16 protein-coding genes and 2 pseudogenes are annotated in these 16,766 nt (G+C 33.8%); 10 read left to right on the top strand and 8 right to left on the bottom strand.

The window, feature by feature from the left end; genetic code table 11:
• Positions 1–6: 6 nt before the first annotated feature.
• Positions 7–345, bottom strand: a complete 339-nt coding sequence (locus tag OOT12_RS04175) for an outer membrane protein assembly factor BamE (RefSeq protein ID WP_029237605.1) — start codon at positions 343–345, stop codon at positions 7–9.
• 129 nt (positions 346–474) lie between these two features.
• Between OOT12_RS04175 and OOT12_RS04180 the strand changes: the two genes are divergently transcribed.
• From OOT12_RS04180 to OOT12_RS04190, 3 genes are all read left to right on the top strand, one after another.
• Positions 475–1,464: a ribonucleotide-diphosphate reductase subunit beta gene (locus OOT12_RS04180; RefSeq protein WP_264375301.1), complete on the top strand. Its 990-nt coding sequence runs from the start codon at positions 475–477 to the stop codon at positions 1,462–1,464.
• 131 nt (positions 1,465–1,595) lie between these two features.
• The gene (locus OOT12_RS04185; protein WP_264685176.1) at positions 1,596–1,805 is read left to right on the top strand and encodes an ankyrin repeat domain-containing protein; all 210 of its coding nucleotides are present in this window, start codon (positions 1,596–1,598) and stop codon (positions 1,803–1,805) included.
• A 1,026-nt stretch (positions 1,806–2,831) separates the two neighbouring features.
• Positions 2,832–3,791 carry an IS110 family RNA-guided transposase gene (locus tag OOT12_RS04190; RefSeq protein WP_264688607.1) on the top strand — a complete coding sequence of 320 codons (960 nt, stop codon included), beginning with the start codon at positions 2,832–2,834 and terminating at the stop codon, positions 3,789–3,791.
• Between the two features lie 448 nt (positions 3,792–4,239).
• Here the strand turns inward: OOT12_RS04190 and OOT12_RS04195 are convergent, their stop codons facing one another.
• A complete protein-coding gene (locus tag OOT12_RS04195; protein WP_264375299.1) occupies positions 4,240–4,758 on the bottom strand; it encodes an ankyrin repeat domain-containing protein in 519 nt (172 codons plus the stop codon).
• Positions 4,759–5,054: 296 nt separating this feature from the next.
• Positions 5,055–5,852, bottom strand: a complete 798-nt coding sequence (gene ygfZ / locus OOT12_RS04200) for a CAF17-like 4Fe-4S cluster assembly/insertion protein YgfZ (RefSeq protein ID WP_006012580.1) — start codon at positions 5,850–5,852, stop codon at positions 5,055–5,057.
• Positions 5,853–5,964: 112 nt separating this feature from the next.
• Between ygfZ and OOT12_RS04205 the strand changes: the two genes are divergently transcribed.
• From OOT12_RS04205 to OOT12_RS04215, 3 genes are all read left to right on the top strand, one after another.
• Positions 5,965–6,255 carry a co-chaperone GroES gene (locus tag OOT12_RS04205; protein ID WP_007302813.1) on the top strand — a complete coding sequence of 97 codons (291 nt, stop codon included), beginning with the start codon at positions 5,965–5,967 and terminating at the stop codon, positions 6,253–6,255.
• A gap of 89 nt (positions 6,256–6,344) precedes the next feature.
• On the top strand, positions 6,345–8,003 hold the full coding sequence (gene groL / locus OOT12_RS04210; RefSeq protein ID WP_264375297.1) for a chaperonin GroEL: 1,659 nt from the start codon (positions 6,345–6,347) through the stop codon (positions 8,001–8,003).
• A 287-nt stretch (positions 8,004–8,290) separates the two neighbouring features.
• A complete protein-coding gene (locus OOT12_RS04215) occupies positions 8,291–8,794 on the top strand; it encodes a protein-disulfide reductase DsbD domain-containing protein (protein WP_264376423.1) in 504 nt (167 codons plus the stop codon).
• A gap of 144 nt (positions 8,795–8,938) precedes the next feature.
• Here the strand turns inward: OOT12_RS04215 and OOT12_RS04220 are convergent.
• Positions 8,939–9,367: pseudogene (locus OOT12_RS04220) on the bottom strand (hypothetical protein); the annotation flags it as partial.
• Between the two features lie 61 nt (positions 9,368–9,428).
• Between OOT12_RS04220 and OOT12_RS04225 the strand changes: the two are divergent.
• Both OOT12_RS04225 and OOT12_RS04230 read left to right on the top strand, forming a co-directional pair.
• A complete protein-coding gene (locus OOT12_RS04225) occupies positions 9,429–10,661 on the top strand; it encodes an IS256 family transposase (RefSeq protein ID WP_264685173.1) in 1,233 nt (410 codons plus the stop codon).
• A gap of 33 nt (positions 10,662–10,694) precedes the next feature.
• Positions 10,695–10,871: pseudogene (locus OOT12_RS04230) on the top strand (IS256 family transposase); the annotation flags it as partial.
• Positions 10,872–10,904: 33 nt separating this feature from the next.
• Here the strand turns inward: OOT12_RS04230 and OOT12_RS04235 are convergent.
• Together OOT12_RS04235 and OOT12_RS04240 are read right to left on the bottom strand one after the other, a co-directional pair.
• Positions 10,905–11,384, bottom strand: a complete 480-nt coding sequence (locus tag OOT12_RS04235) for a hypothetical protein (protein WP_264685177.1) — start codon at positions 11,382–11,384, stop codon at positions 10,905–10,907.
• Between the two features lie 75 nt (positions 11,385–11,459).
• Positions 11,460–11,687, bottom strand: a complete 228-nt coding sequence (locus OOT12_RS04240) for a hypothetical protein (RefSeq protein ID WP_264375294.1) — start codon at positions 11,685–11,687, stop codon at positions 11,460–11,462.
• Between the two features lie 266 nt (positions 11,688–11,953).
• On the opposite strand from OOT12_RS04240, the gene OOT12_RS04245 reads away from it, so the two are divergent.
• Entirely contained in the window at positions 11,954–13,291 is a 1,338-nt protein-coding gene (locus OOT12_RS04245; RefSeq protein WP_264375293.1) for an alanine:cation symporter family protein, read from the top strand.
• 377 nt (positions 13,292–13,668) lie between these two features.
• Positions 13,669–15,903: a hypothetical protein gene (locus OOT12_RS04250; RefSeq protein WP_264375292.1), complete on the top strand. Its 2,235-nt coding sequence runs from the start codon at positions 13,669–13,671 to the stop codon at positions 15,901–15,903.
• Here the strand turns inward: OOT12_RS04250 and OOT12_RS04255 are convergent.
• Positions 15,890–16,480, bottom strand: coding sequence for a Maf family nucleotide pyrophosphatase (locus OOT12_RS04255; RefSeq protein WP_264376424.1), 591 nt, complete (start codon positions 16,478–16,480; stop codon positions 15,890–15,892). The genes OOT12_RS04250 and OOT12_RS04255 overlap by 14 nt on opposite strands.
• Positions 16,458–16,721 (bottom strand): translation initiation factor IF-1, encoded by a 264-nt coding sequence (infA, locus tag OOT12_RS04260; protein WP_052264695.1) that lies wholly within the window; start codon positions 16,719–16,721, stop codon positions 16,458–16,460. Before infA ends, OOT12_RS04255 begins: the two co-directional genes overlap by 23 nt.
• Between the last annotated feature and the right edge of the window lie 45 nt (positions 16,722–16,766).

Below are 16,766 nucleotides of genomic sequence, written 5' to 3' on the forward strand. Positions count from 1 at the left end.
AAATTTTCAATCAACAACAGCTAAAGACCTTTCTGCAACGTTGATTTCTCTTATATCTGTAACTTCGTCATTCTGATTAAACGAAATTTGCAGAGACTTACTACTGTACTTCCTTTTTCCCAAGAAGTTAGCTTGTTTAATTTTATATGAGACATAGTACCAAACATTTTCGTCGAACTTTGATACTAATGTTGGCAATCCTAAAGTATGAACCACTTTTTCTCTATCATCACCTACTTTTATTTTGCTCCACAGTTCAACATTAATGCCAGGAACTCCGTGATTATAGATAGTGTGCATGCAGCCTACTGAAAACAGCAAAACAGAAAATATTAATACTCGCATTTTGTCAATTAGTTATTTGAAATCATAATACACTGATAAACTATCTGTCGTCAAATTTCAAAAAAGTTAAATTGACTGATTCTCAATATCATTTAATATAATATTTACTTCAAAATAATTAGGTACCTTATGTCATTGCTAGAAGCAGATCCAATATACAAGCCTTTTAATTATCCTTGGGCATATGATGCATGGTTGCAGCAACAAAGGATACACTGGATACCTGAAGAAGTTCCGCTTGCTGATGATGTGAAAGATTGGAAAACTAAACTTTCTAATGTAGAGAAAAATTTATTGACCCAGATTTTTAGGTTTTTTACTCAAGCAGATATTGAAGTAAATAATTGCTATATGAGGCATTATTCAAATATATTTAAGCCAACAGAAATATGTATGATGCTTGCAAGCTTTTCCAATATGGAGACTATACACATTGCAGCCTATTCATACCTTCTAGATACGATTGCCATGCCAGAAAGTGAATATCAAGCATTCTTAAAATATGATGCTATGAGAAAGAAGTATGAATACATGTTAGAATTTGAGGAAAGTAAAAAGCACGATAAAAAACATGTTGCTAAAACTTTAGCAGTATTTGGTGCCTTCACTGAAGGATTGCAGTTATTTGCATCATTTGCAATTTTGCTCAATTTTCAACGGTTTGGAAAAATGAAAGGTATGGGGCAAATAATTGCTTGGTCAGCACGTGACGAAACCTTGCACACCAATTCAATTATCAATTTGTTCAATACGTTTATTAAAGAGAATAATGAAATTTGGAATGACGAGTTCAAAGAAGAATTATATTCTGCATGTCGCACTATTGTTGAACTTGAAGATGAATTTATAAGTCTTGCTTTTGATTTAGGAGATGTTGAAGGGCTATCTGCAGAGGAAGTGCGCAATTATATACGTTACATAGCAAACAGAAGGTTAACGCAATTAGGTCTTAAATCTATATATAATGTTAAAGATAACCCTATTCCGTGGCTTGATGAAATACTAAATGGCGTGGAACATACAAATTTCTTTGAAAATAGAGTAACAGAGTATAGCCGTGCAGCAACTCAAGGCACTTGGGAGGAAGCTTTTGCTAAAAACGATACAAAAAGTGAATAGCAGTAACTTCACCCTTTTTTATCGTTTCAACGGAAGCTTGCGATACATATCAAAGGTGGAAGGAGGAAGAATTTGATATAAATCATCTATTTAGCTTAGAGAAAAGAGAGTATAGATATAAAGTTACATTATTGCATGTAATAGTTGGAGATTTTGATTGCTTAGAGGAGAAGAAGAAGTTAATACGATATCTATTAGACAAAGGTGCTAATGTTAATGCACGAGATTCTTTTGGAAAAACTCCTTTGCACAATAGTCATGACAAAGAGGTAACACAAATTTTACTAGATGCAGGTGCTGATCTTTTTATAAAGGATCATTATGGAATGACTGCAAGATAGCGTTGATGCAGAACAAAAAGCTAGTACAGCGGCAAGTATTGTAGTGTAGTTAAGTAAAAAAAGGAAGAAGAGACTTCTTCCTCTTTTCTCCAAATTTTTTATATATAATTGAGAATAAAAAAACTGTGAATAACTCTGAAAAAGATCAAAAAAGACATCAAAAAGAGTATGATTAGATTGAAATATTTACAGAAAAACTTACTCAATTGATAAATATCTTAATACTTTTTTGATAAAAGACAAATAGAGGGTCGTATTGGAGCTAAAGGTTGAAATTTTAAGTATTTTGAAAGTAGGAACTTAATCTTAAAGAGGTACTTTAATAGTTCCTTTTAAGTACTAATCCGGAGGTTCGACAGGTTGTTGTTTAAAAGATTGGGAAGTAGTTTTATTAGTATTGAAAATTACATAATGTATATTATGGAAAATATAAGAAACACAAGCTTTCAGCAAGAGAAAATTCAATTTTTGCTCTTCTCAAACAGCATAAAAAAGTGCCTGTTGAACCTCCAGATTAATGCTCAAAAATGTTCAATTGATACTTTAAAAGTATTACTTTAAAAATACCTAAAGTATCACTTCAAAAGCACTTAAAAATTTTATCTTTTAGCTCCAATACGACCCTCTATATTGTCTTTTATCAAAAAAGTGTTAAGATATTTATCAATTGAGTAAGTTTTTCTGTAAATATTTCAATCTAATCATACTCTTTTTGATGTCTTTTTTGATCTTTTTCAGAGTTATTCACAGTTTTTTTGTTCTCAATTATATATATATTAGTATTTGGAGATCATATTTATTATAGATCTTATATGTTAAAAACAAGTCTTTATAAGTATTAAGAAGTAGTAATATAAAGATGTATAGAGAAGAGGAACCGTCATAGATCTTGGTCATAAGGGACCGTATTGGAGCAAGGTTCTCTTCTCTGTTTATATACTGAATAGTTCCGAACAACTGATTGAGTTTTTAGGCTCGTATATAAGGGTGGAAAATGCAGTATTATATTATTCTTACGGAGGAATTATGAATTCATCAAATATCATTGCTGGCATTGATGTTAGCAAAAATAAGCTAGATATCCACATTCATCCACTTGGACATTATAAAGTATTTGAAAATGACGTTCAAGCTATTGATCAAATACTCGACTTTTTACGTTTGCATAATGTAACCAAAGTTGGACTTGAAGCAACTGGTGGGTACGAAAAATTATGTGCTTATACTTTACTAAGCCATGGTTTCGAAGTATATGTTATTCAACCTAGATGGGTTAGAGATTATGCAAAAAGCCTTGGTATCGCTACTAAAACTGATAAAATAGACTGCAGCATCATCTCACGTTATATCAATAATACAGATATGCGTGTTACTCCTTTAAAGGTTAGTAATATTGACAGTTTGAAGCAAAAGTTATCTCGCAGAAATCAATTAGTGGAAATGGCAAAAATACAAAAAACTCAAGCTCATCAAGTAACTGATATATCCATAATCAAACAAATGGAAGAACTACTTGCCATTTTGCAAAGTCAAATTCAAGTTTTAGAAGACGAGATGATAACATTGATTGAGCAAAGTCAAGAGCTTAAAGAAAAATACATATCAATAACTAGTATGCCAGGAGCAGGTAGAATCTTAGCTATTACTATGATCTGTTATCTACCAGAATTAGGAACTCTCCGACATAAAGAAATATCTAGCCTTTCTGGAGTTGCACCTTTTAATCGAGATAGTGGTTTTAGTAAAGGAAAAAGATGTATTCAAGGTGGTAGATCACAGATTAGAACAGTTTTACATATGTGTGTTCTTAGTGCACAAAAGTACAATTCTTATATAAGAATCTTCTTTGATAGGCTATACGATCAATACAAAAAACCATATAAAGTTGCTTCTACTGCTGCCATGAGAAAATTACTTATCCTTGCTAACTCTTTAATCAGAGATGGCAGGGTTTTTACTGAGGAATATAGCCCTAAAGCTGCTTAGATTGAAAATTAGTGTAGTTGTGGATAAGTGCGCTTACACAGACTGAAAGCACTTATCCACATCCACACTTCTTAAAAGAATTCAAATCAAATACTACAACTTAAATTACGTAAAATGTGTTAAAAGCATCTTTGGCTTTATAGTCCACTAAGTAAAAATTTATTTTTAGTATTTTTCTATTGACTTTTAACACAACTGCTCCAAAGTACTCAGAAATGTAAAATTATATACTCTACTAGGTTATCAACTTAGTTATTAACAATTCTGTGAATAACTTAAACAGGAAAAAGGTGCTTTTGCTTGAGCGTCATTCTTTATGGTTACACATATTGTCAGGATAAGATATCTAGGTATTTTAGATACCAAGGTATCTAAAATCCTGTTAAGGGTATCTAGATACCTCAAAAAATTTGAAGAAGCTTCTTCTTCCTTTTTTTACTTAACTACACTACAATACTTGCCGCTGTACTAGCTTTTGTTCTGCGTCAACGCTATCTAGCTTCTCACTAGGCTTTGATATTTTATATGTAATACCACCAGCAACAAGTCCAGTGAGTACAGCAGCAGCTACAGCTATGCCAATTAAAGCCAATATTGGTAATGCAGCATCAGCAGCAAAACACCCACCACCAACTGCCAATCCAGCTATAACACCGCAAATAGCCCCAACTTTCATTGCCTTCTTAATTGCTTGTTCAGTAACTATTCCTCTTAACTCTCTCTTAGCTTCTTGTTGTGCAATATCGTCTGTAGTTTTGCCATTCTTATCTTCTAATGTAGGATCAGCACCTGCATCTAATAGAGCTTGTACTACCTCTAAAGAGTTGGAAGCAGTAGCACGATCTAAAGGAGTTCTTCCACAACTATCTACTGCATTAACACTAGCACCTGCTCCTAATAGAGCTTGTACTACCTTTTCGTTACTATATTCAGCTGCTATATGCAACAATGTTAATTCATCACGCAACAATTCACTTATTTGATAACTCAGTGGATCTAACGGGTCGCAGACAAATCGGTGATTTATGTCAAATTCTTCCTCTTTCCACTTTTGGTATGTGCCATTATCTTCTGTTCGTAACCAATTTTTCAGTTGTCTAAGTAAATTACTCCTTTAACATACGTCCAAAATCTTCGCTCCTCATAATATTTATAAAAATGTATATACTTTAATTATTATACATTTAAGCAAGAAAGTCAAGAATTTAACTAGTATCACAAACATTCAAACAAGAAAAAGGTGCTTTTACCCGAATAGATATTTTATAACGTCTTAATGCTAACTCCACCGACATATAAATTTGCGTGGCTTTTTCCAGTATTAAGCAATGCAAGTCCAATATTGTCGACACTAGAGCGTAGTTCTCCTACTTCTTCATTATGTTCACTGATTACTTTAGTGCCAATATTTGGAAGTGCATTTTTTCCCTCAACAAGATAAAGTTTCCTTCTGAATTTTTCTTGTCTGCTCATTCGATTTACAACTTCCTGACCTATATAGCACCCTTTATTAAAGCTTATACCATTTATCTTATCGATTAAATATTGCAGCGGAAATGATGAATTTTGCACCATATCTTTTGCTCCATCTGGGACAAGGTTTTTAATTCTAACTTTTTCATACTGAATAAAATCTCCAACCGGTTCTTTTATTTCATCTTCATGTATGATCCTCATTCCTAGCAGCTTGTGCCTTGGATCTTGAAAAATAACTTGTGACTTACTACTACACTTCGCCAACTTAGCATCAAACAAAACTCCAACCTTATATAGTGAACTAATGTCTTTAATCCTCACTCTAAGGTAAGTTTTGAGCAAGTCTAATTTTTCAATTATTTGCTGTAGATGGGCATTTTCACACTCCAAATAAATATATTTATCATGCTCAATGAGGAAAAAATCGTACAGATATTTTCCCTGAGGGTTGAGTAATAAAGAGTAAATTGCCTGCTGGCTACTTAGTTTATTAATATCATTTGTTATAACACCCTGAAGAAAATCTCTCGTATCTGGTCCGTATAAAGATATTAGACTACGGTTTGCTAGCGGTATGTAACCCATAAAACTTCTGTTCAAACCTTAATTATACACTTTTACTAACTCCAACCCTTGAAATGTAACCTTTAGATGACTACATAGAATTGTAGGTTAATCTATTAATGAGGAAACATAAATGTCAAGTGTAAATTTGAATGTATTAGATGATAACGTGCTAATAAAGCCTATTACTGAAGAAAAACAAGGTGGAATTGTACTACCATCAAGTGCTGAAAAGAAGCCTACTAAAGGTGAAGTTATAGCAATTGGTAGTGGTTCACGCAACTCAAGCGGAGAGCGTATAGCTTTAACTGTAAAAACTGGTGATAAGGTTTTCTACAGGCAGTGGGCTGGGACAGAAGTAGAGCATGATAATGAAAAGTATGTCGTGATGAAGGAGTCAGACCTACTTGCTGTTATCAAGTAGGTATTCCTATTTTACTAAACTAATGCGCTATATAGTGCATTATGTATTTTAATATTCTAAATTTTTTATTAATTTAAGGAGTGATAAAAATGGCTAACATAGTAGTATCAGGCGAACAGTTGCAAGAAGCCTTTCGTGAAGTTGCAGCAATGGTTGACTCAACGGTGGGAGCAACTGCAGGGCCTAGGGGAAATACAGTAGGAATTAGCAAGCCATATGGTGGACCAGAGGTCACAAAGGATGGCTATAAGGTAATGAAAGGTATAAAGCCTGAAAAACCATTACACTCTGCAATAGTAAGCACCATTGCTCAAAGTGCTTCTCAGTGTAATGACAAAGTTGGTGATGGTACCACAACATGCTCAATACTGACTAGCAATATGATAATGGAAGCTTCAAAGTCAATTGCAGCTGGAAATGATCGTATTTGTATCAAAAATGGAATACAGAAGGCAAAAGGTGTGATATTAGAGGAGATTAAATCAATGTCTCGCACAATTTCTTCAGAGAAAATGGGTGAAGTTGCACAAGTTGCAATAATTTCTGCAAATGGTGATAAAGATATTGGTGATAGCATTGCTGATGCTGTTAAAAAGGTTGGAAAAGAAGGCATCATCACTGTTGAAGAGAGTAAGGGTTCAAAAGCATTAGAAGTTGAACTTACAACTGGTATGCAGTTTGACCGTGGTTATCTCTCTCCATACTTTGTTACAAATAATGAAAAGATGAGCGTGGAGCTTGATGATCCATATTTGCTGATTACAGAAAAAAAACTTAATATTATTCAACCTTTACTTCCTATTCTTGAGGCTATTTTTAAGTCTGGTAAACCTTTGTTTATCATTGCAGAAGATGTTGAAGGTGAAGCATTAAGCACTTTAGTGATCAACAAATTACGTGGTCTAAAAGTTGCTGCAGTAAAAGCTCCAGGTTTTGGTGATAGGAGAAAGGAGATGCTCGAAGATATAGCAGCTTTAACAGGTGCTAAGTATGTCATAAAAGATGAGCTTGGAATCAAGATGGAAGATTTGACTCTTGAAGATCTTGGTACTGCTAAAAATGTTAAAATCACTAAAGACAATACCACAATTGTTAGTGAAGACAGCGACTCTGATAAAAAAAACAGAGTAGATGCTAAAGTTAACCAGATTAAATCTCAGATTGAAACTTCAACCTCTGATTATGATAAAGAAAAGCTAAGAGAACGTTTAGCAAAATTATCAGGGGGTGTTGCTGTGCTCAAAGTTGGTGGAGCAACTGAAGTGGAAGTTAAAGAGCGTAGAGATAGAGTCGAAGATGCTCTGCATGCAACAAGAGCTGCAATTGAAGAAGGGATAGTTCCAGGTGGAGGAGTTGCGCTTCTTTATGCTGCATCTGCTCTTGATAAGCTAAAAGCTTCAAGCGATGAAGAGCAAATAGGTATCAACATTGTCAAAAAAGTTCTCAGTGCTCCAATCAAAAGATTGGTTAAAAATGCTGGTCTTGAATCTGCTGTTATAATTGACTATTTGATTAAGCAGAATGATAAAGAGCTTATATACAACGTTGAGGCTATGAACTACGCTAATGCATCAACAGCTGGTGTAATTGATCCGGCAAAAGTAGTTCGTATTGCTTTTGAAACGGCAGTGTCTGTAGCAAGCGCACTTATTACTACTGAATCTATGATAGTTGATCTACCAAACAAAGAAGAAAATGCTTCATCACCTATGGGTGCAGGAGCAATGGGCGGAATGGGTGGATTCTAAGTAAACAAGAGCCTTGGAGCAACTTGCTCCAAGGTATCTTTCTAGTTCTAAAAAGTCTTACATTTATAAAGGAAATAAATTTGTGATTTTCTATGCAAAGCCACTACTATTTATATTTGTTACGTCTCTTTAATATTATAACTGCTTAAAAATAAAAAAATAATATATGAAAGTTATAATTGCTACTATATTTGTATTAGCATAATATTATATTAACAAATGATTTATATAATATTTTTATTATAATAGATAGAACTTAAATTATTTTCTTCATAAATAGAGTATTTATGAAAATACGTATATACTCAATCCTACTTTTACTTTTTTCTTGCACTCAATTGTGCGCTGAAGAAGAAGTTGCAAAATTTGATCTGCTCATTGGTAAGGTAAATAAAGCAAACCTTACCATTGAAGGCGCAATAAAGGTTACAATAAAACCAGGTTGGCATATATATTACAAAGACCCTGGAGATTTCGGCCTTCCTACTTCCTTTGACTGTCAGGGTAACATATCAAATATAGATATTCATTGGCCTACTCCCAAGGAACATGAAGATAAAGTTGGGGAAGTTACATTTGTTAGTAACATATATGAAGATATGGTGTTATTTCCCTTTAAAAACAATATCATTCCAAATCAGGAATACGCTGATATTAACTTTCATATAAAGTACGCAATATGTAAAGATAGGTGTATCCCTAAAAATGCCGAGATAAAAACCAGTCAACCACTAAAGGATTTTATAGATTCTGATATCAATAAACTCATAAATGAGTGGTATGAAAAATAGAGCTCCCAGCGAGCAAGTGATAGTTATACGATAGCTTAAAAATGTTATTCCTGTCCCTGAATTTTCCAATAAAGATCTTTCCAAAAATTTCGATCATGAAGCCTTTTGGGGACCAAAAGGCTTCATTTCAATCAATAACGAAAATTATAACTTTGAAAGAGCTGCTTGCTTATTAACTCCTGTAGTAATTTGTATGCTTTCTACACTTGTTGAAGGATAAAATCCTTTTATTACTTCAGAGCCTTCTCGCTTTAAATATGACAATGCTTCATATAAAGGCTTCGCTTCATATTGTCTTCCTACTTTTACTTCTTTATGTGCAGCTAATTGATCCCAAGTAACACCATTGCTTTCAATAAACTCTACAGAACCATTATCGCTAATGCTAATTTTCATTTTACACTCTTTCCCCTCAACATACCAATTTAAATTCATATAATATGAGCCATTAGCTACTTCATAAATTCTTACTCCATTCTCATCAACTCTGCAGCGTATTCCCCTTGTTTCACACTTGCTTTTACTAGGCAGTAATAATGTAATTCCATCTACACCATATTTTCTGGGAACGTTCAAAAAAGTGTGTCAAACCGAAAAAAAAGTAATAAATTGATATAAAAAATGGAGGTTTGATATGGGTCAAGCAAATAGAACTACTGGTTTGGTAGATTATAAAGAATTAGAAACAAATATCCTGTCATCTATACGAGAAGGAAGACCATTGACAGGAAGAGATGGAGCATTAACACCGTTTATAAAAAGGTTGCTAGAGGCAAGTCTGGAAGGTGAAATAGAAAGCCACATGTCAGCTAAAAGTGAAGAAAATAACCGAAGAAATGGAAGGAATGCAAAAACTTTACGTACAAGTTCAGGCTCATTTGAACTATTAACACCAAGAGACAGAGAAGGAAGCTTTGAACCGCAAATAGTCAAAAAAAGGCAAACAAGCCTACATCCAGAACTTGAAGCAAAGGTCTTAAGCACATATGCCAGTGGCATGGGATACAGAGATATAGCTTCACATGTTGAGGAAATATATGACCACAAAATATCAGCAGCAGAGATATCCAGTATTACTGATAAACTGCTACCAGTAATCAATGAATGGCGCAGCCGCCCACTGCAATCAGTGTATCCAATAGTGTTTATGGATGGCATGTTCTTTAAGGTCAAGGAGGACGGACATTGTATAAGTAAATGCATGTATAATATATTGGGCATAAATCAAAATGGCAGAAAAGAAGTATTAGGTTTTTATTTGGCTGAAAGTGAAGGAGCTAACTTCTGGTTGGGAGTTCTAAATGACCTAAAAGAGCGAGGAGTAGAAGATATTCTAATTGCCTGCATTGATGGGCTAAAAAGCTTTCCTGCGGCTATAAATAGTGTGTTTCCTAAGGCAGAAGTACAGCTATGTATAGTGCATCAGATAAGGAATTCACTGAAATATGTATCTAGCAAAGATGTAAAAGTTTTCATGAATGATTTGAAAAAAATATATCGTGCTTCAAGTAAAGAGATCGCTGAGAATTATCTGCTTGAGCTGGAAGAAAAATGGGGAGAGAAGTATCCTTTAGTTATAAAATCCTGGCAGAACAATTGGGAAAACTTATCCAGTTATTTTAAGTATTCTGGGCAAGTTAGGAAGCTGATTTACACCACCAATCCAATTGAGGGGTTGCATAGACAAATCAGGAAATTTACTAAAACTAAGGGTTCATTTACTAGTACAAATGCCTTGTACAAACAGGTATATTGTGCTATAAAAAAGGTAGAGCAAAAGTGGATTATGGCTCTCCCTAATTGGGCTTTAACTATTTCTCAACTTGATATTTTCTTTCCAGATAGATTGAAAATTGAGTTGAACTAAAAATGCGGCTTGACACACTTTTTTGAACGTTCCCGGAAATTTACTAAAACTAAGGGTTCATTTACTAGTACAAATGCCTTGTACAAACAGGTATATTGTGCTATAAAAAAGGTAGAGCAAAAGTGGATTATGGCTCTCCCTAATTGGGCTTTAACTATGTCTCAACTTGATATTTTCTTTCCAGATAGATTGAAAATTGAGTTGAACTAAAAATGCGGCTTGACACACTTTTTTGAACGTTCCCTATTTTCTGCATAGATCACTATTTAAAACATCAACCACATTTATTGATTTTGTAGAATCGCCAAGCATAATTCTGAGTGCAGGCTTAATCTTACCTTTCTTTCTACTTTCTTTAATTCCTATATATTCTAAAGTATTGTCTTTTATACTTTCCTTTACATCTTGTGCAATTTTGTTAGCAATTTTGCCTACAATATTTTTGCTATCGTACTTATTAGCATATTTGTATTCATATCTGCCATTAACTTCATATCTATACTTTTCCTGTCCTTCTTCACTAGGAACCACAGTAGAAAAGTGTTTAAACCACACTTCATCATAATCAATACTAACTTCTTCGTTCTTATCTTCAGAATCTATAGATATTTTGCTACCTGGGCTTACATTTTTAAAGAACTTATCCTTTGCACGTAAATAAAAATTTTCATTTGTATTTTGATTCAGGTCAGTTTTAATTAGACCTTTAGGATTATCTAACATATACCTCCACACATTAAATTATATAGAGGTATATTAGTGTTGACCTTCTAAGTCAACACTAAACAATAACAAAAACTATAGTTGTTTCTTTTCACCTGCTAAAGATTGTGCTTGTGCTCCATCTACACTTGTTGAAGGTTGCTTCAATATGTGATTTAGATATTCTCGTACTTCATCAGTGTATTTAATGCTCTTGTAGCTTAAACTTCTTATCAACACCTTGCCTAAATGAAAAATATTTCCTCTTTCTTGGAGAAATTTGTTATATTCATTGCAGTTACTGACTTTCATTTGCTGTGGCATATTTTTTCTTCAATGGTTAAATGGCTATTCTATAATGAATTTTGTCAGTGACTGCCAGTTCTTTTCTCTTGAGTGATGCAACAAAGCCATTCCAGTCTGGAATGACTTTGTTTTAACATTGTACCATATTACAATGTTCATACAGTTGTGATTGGTATGACAAGATAAGAGGTGCTAGAATAATGTAACCGAAGTCATACATAGAAAATAGGTTAGGTATTTTTCAACTTTTGCTATATACTCAAGTAAAAATCTCTCTTTTACAGATGGATACAGTAAAGTTTGTTTTATTACTGCCAACAATACTACTCATACTAGTTGCTGGTGTTTACCTATCGGTTAAACTAAAATGGTTGCAGATATTTAGACTACCGTATGCCCTTTCACTTATTGGAGCTAAAAGAGGAGAAAATAAATTTTCTTCTATAGCTGCTCTGTTTACAATCTTAGGGGGAAATTTAGGAGTAGGAAATATTTCAGGAACTGCTGTTGCTCTAAAAACCGGAGGACCGGGATCCATTTTATGGATGGCAATAATTATTGTTGTTACTTCTGTGATAAAATATGTTACTTGTTACCTAAGTATAAAAACCAGAAAAGAAAAAAATGGACGTTTTATAGGTGGACCTGTAGCCTACATGGCTGATGCATTTAACTCTAGAAAAGCTACAGTTGTGTTTCTAGTTATTATGATGATGGTTTCAATAACAGTTGGTAACCTTGTTCAGGTAAATTCTCTATCAATACCACTCAGCATGGTAGATATACCTGTAGTCATTGGCGGCATTATAATGGCCATAATATTTTTTGTTGTTGCAGCTCTCAGCTTAAAAAAAATTAAAATTTTTATATCGGCTATGATACCGATAATGACGGTAAGTTACCTCACACTTTGCGGTATCATATTATTTAAGTTTAGTGAAAATATTCTTCCTTCTCTAAAACTAATAACAAGCAATTTTTTTACAACTAGTAGCTTTAACTCTGGCTTATCTTTAGGTTTAATTTTAGAAATATTGACTATTATTCAAGTAGGAACTCTGCGAGGTATTTTTGCAACAGATATAGGACTTGGCCTCGAAGGAATTGTACACTCCTCGATTACTCCTAAAAAAAATAACAATAAATTTATCATTGAACAGAGTCTAATCACAATAATATCTCCTTTTATAGTTGCACTCATAGTGTTCATTACAGCAATGGTACTGCTTGTCACAGATTCTTGGATTACTGATTTAGAGAGCACTAACATGTGCATTTTTGCTTTTAGAAAAGCTATGAATTGGCCCTATACTGACTATTTAATTATGTCTATAATGTTTTGTTTTGCCTTTACTACTATCTTTACTTGGTTTTTTTGTTCAAAACAAACAATACGCTATGTATCTATGGATAATAAATACACTAAAATCTGGACTGTAGTTTTTACCTTAATCATTCCATTTGGTGCAATCGGTGGAGTTAAGTTACTCTGGGATATCGCTGATATTTCAATTGCTGCTTTGCTACTCATAAACATACTTGCTATACTCAAGCTCACTTCTCAAGATCCAGAAGTATTTACTATGAGTAGCAAATACCTGAAGTTGCAAAAACAGAGCTAAAGCAATTTAAGTTGTCATCCCAGTCTGGAATCCAGCCTTTCATGAACTTCATCAAAAATTTTATGTTTTAACATAATACTTTTATGCTCACTAACTGAGTGCGACTGGATCCCAGTGTCAGCTACTAGAATGACATACTTTTTGGTGAAAATTACTCTTATATTACAACGTTTGTAGTTATGAATTTGACTATAGGATCAAGTCTAGAAAAATCTAGATTCCAGACTGGGATGACAACTTAAATTGCTTGATGTGAACATAAAATAGCTCATGTCATCACGTTAGCAATACAACTTCTTTAATAAAAACTAAATCAATTCCCGTAATAATTGTACTAGCTAAGGCTAAAAGGCAGAGGGTTATTAGTGAGGGAAAATATGAATACTCAAAGCACACAACAATATCATGAATTCATTCGAGGATTTTTTACTTTATTCGATGAAATAAAAAAGGAAGACGACCCAATTTATAATTCCAGAGTTGGTTTTAATGCAGTAAAGTTTCTAATAAAGCACCCCATCTGGAATTTGGAGACAGATGAAGACAAAAATAAAGCTTATGAAGTTATTCTTCCAGAGCAGAACAAGATAAAGAAAGCTGAACAAAAGCTTGAAAGTGAAGTTAAAGCAAGGTTAAAAGAGTATGTTGATGATATCGCAGGAGTTTCAATATATGGCGATCACGCAAGTATTACACTGGGAGATGACAAAAAAGAGTTTAAAATCAGCGAGTTTTTAAATAGTGACTTTTGTCAGAAGAAAGGAATTTCGGGATTTTCAACGCTGCATAGTGATGGAAAGAGCGGAATGCACGGTTTTGTTGCCGAAGAAGGAGAGAAAAGAATAAGGCATTATGTTGTAACCGATGGTTCATATGAAATGACTTTGAATTGGCATGACAAAAATGGAAAAAAATGTACTATCAAAATCAAGATTGATAAAGATGGTGTAGATCTCACTGAACGTAATGGTGTTACTGAGGAACAATTAAAAGCAAACACAGATGTAAAAATAGGTGGCTTATTCCTATATCAAATACAATTCAAGGAGAAAGGACAAGAACAAGAGAAACAACAATCATCTGAAACTTTCATAGAAAGTGATATTAGTAAAGGTATTGGCGTTCAAGCTACTCAAGATCAAGAAGTTGAGTTTAAGCATGCAACGACTAGCACTACAAATTCTAATAACGCATCTGCTAAAAAGATTCCACCGTCACTGCCAACTAGAACTAGTTCATTACCTAATAATCAGCAAAAAGGTGAGTATCAGCCAATACGGATTAATAGTGGAAGTAACTACAATTCTCCATATTCTGATCATTCAAACAGTACTGCTTTCACCAAATCTGTAAGCCAAAATCAAAACGATAGGCAATCTACATTTACTACGTTTGGATATACTGCATCTGGAAGCCGAAGATCAGATGAAAGTGAGCAAATATCTAATAATCGGCAAAAAGGTGCAATTTTTGATCCTACAACTACTGAAAGCGCTGCAGCAGCACAAGACGTTGCATTCAAAAAAGTTAAAGGTGCATTTAAGTATGAAAGCGCTAAAGAATCAAGCAATACTGGAAATAAGCAACCACTAAATGATGTAGCTTCGATTCTTGCATGGAAAGCAAAAAATGAGTTATTACGTAGTGAAAGTGAGTATGGTGAAGAATTTTCTGACTTCGAAGATGGTTGGAGCGATAACGAAGATGAGTATATAACGCTTTCAAAGCCTCAATCAGATTATAAACGAGAAAAAGATTATCTTAGCACTAAGGAAAACGAAGAAAGAGGAAATGATAAACAAAAAGAAACCGAACAAGAAAATGAATCGCTAGAATACAGCTCAACAGACATAAAAACAAACGATTCGGGCTATTCATCTCCAACTCACTCTAATCATGAAAAATCTCGAGTAAATTCCGGACAGTTAAAAGCGAGCCTAATGAATGTTGAACAAAGAGATGATACCCTACTTACGGAATTTACCAGTAAGTTGGATAAAGAAACTCAGAAGTTCCCACTAAAACCGGTGGATCAGAAAGAAATGAGCGAACAAATCAAAGAACATTTATTAGCAACTGGATTGCTAAAAGACAATGCAGCGGAGAAAGAAATAAACGACTCAGGTTACTCATCTCCAACTTACACTAGTAACTATAATTTTCAGGTCAATTCTGAGCAATTAGAGAAGAAATTAGAAACCATTGAACCAAAAGATACATTGGAAAAATTGAATAAAGGATTGAGAGAACCTTCACACCAGGCTACTAAAGATTTATTCTCAGAAAATATGTTGAAAGAAATAAAAGAAGGTAAAAAATATGACCCTGTACGTAAGTTATTAGAAAGAAAAGTGGCAGAACAAGAAGCAGAACAAGAAAATGATAATACTAATCTGACTATAGACAAAAATAGCGAACTATATAAATTGCTAGAAAAAGATGCAGCACAACTGAAAGCTGGAATAGTAGAAGAGGAAAGAAAAGATACTTTAACAGAACGCAATGATAGTCCTGATCGCAATAGAATTGCATTAGCAAATAGAAATAGAATCTGGGCTAAACTTATTGCTGAAGAAAAACAAAAAAAGGACAGTGGTATTAGTATAGGTTAAAGTAATTACTTAGCAAGCAATGGGTTTCATGTAATGGTAACCCTATTACAGAAGAGTATGAGCCACGTAAAAATAATACAAACATTCCTGCAAGACCTTGTATGTTGCACCCCCCTGCCCTGTTTTTCCACTCTTCTGATGCTAAATAATATTTAATTTCTTGTTCGCTGAGACGCTTAAATTTCACTATTGTAACTACAGTCCTAATATGCTGTTTAGATTGATCAGGAGTTAATAAACACACACTGGTGTATACTCTATGCCTTCTTCCTGATAACAAGCGAACGCATTTTTCTGCTTGCTCAACGTTTTCAGCTTTGAGCAGTATCCTTCTACCACAAGCAACAACTGTATCAACACCAAGCACAAAGTAATTTGGATTTGAACTTTGTGTTTTCTCAGCTTTACTTTTTGCCATACGGATTGAGTAATCTCTTGGAAGTTCCTTTTTTAAAGGAAATTCATCTATGTCTGCTGGCAAAATTAAACCTGGCTCAATATTTATTTGTTTTAGTAAAGCTATACGCCTTTTCGATGATGAAGCAAGAATAAGATTATTTAGAGATCGTTCTGTCACTTGTACCTTTAAGCCTTCTAATTATCCTACCCTTTTTTGCATTCCTATCATAAACACTCATCTCAACCAACACCCTATCGCCTATAATTATGCGTATTTTACTTCTTCTCACTTTCCCTGATACATGACAGATAATCTCATGTTCATTGTCCAGCTTCACTCTAAATTCTGCTGCAGGTAGTAAAGCAGTTACTGCCCCTTCCACTTCAAAAATTGTTTTTGATTTGTCTTCTTTTATCATTGTCGTATTATAATTTAATAATCTTTTTCAGTCTACTATAGATTT

The organism is Wolbachia endosymbiont (group B) of Parapoynx stratiotata, assembly GCF_947250635.1.
Lineage (GTDB): Bacteria > Pseudomonadota > Alphaproteobacteria > Rickettsiales > Anaplasmataceae > Wolbachia.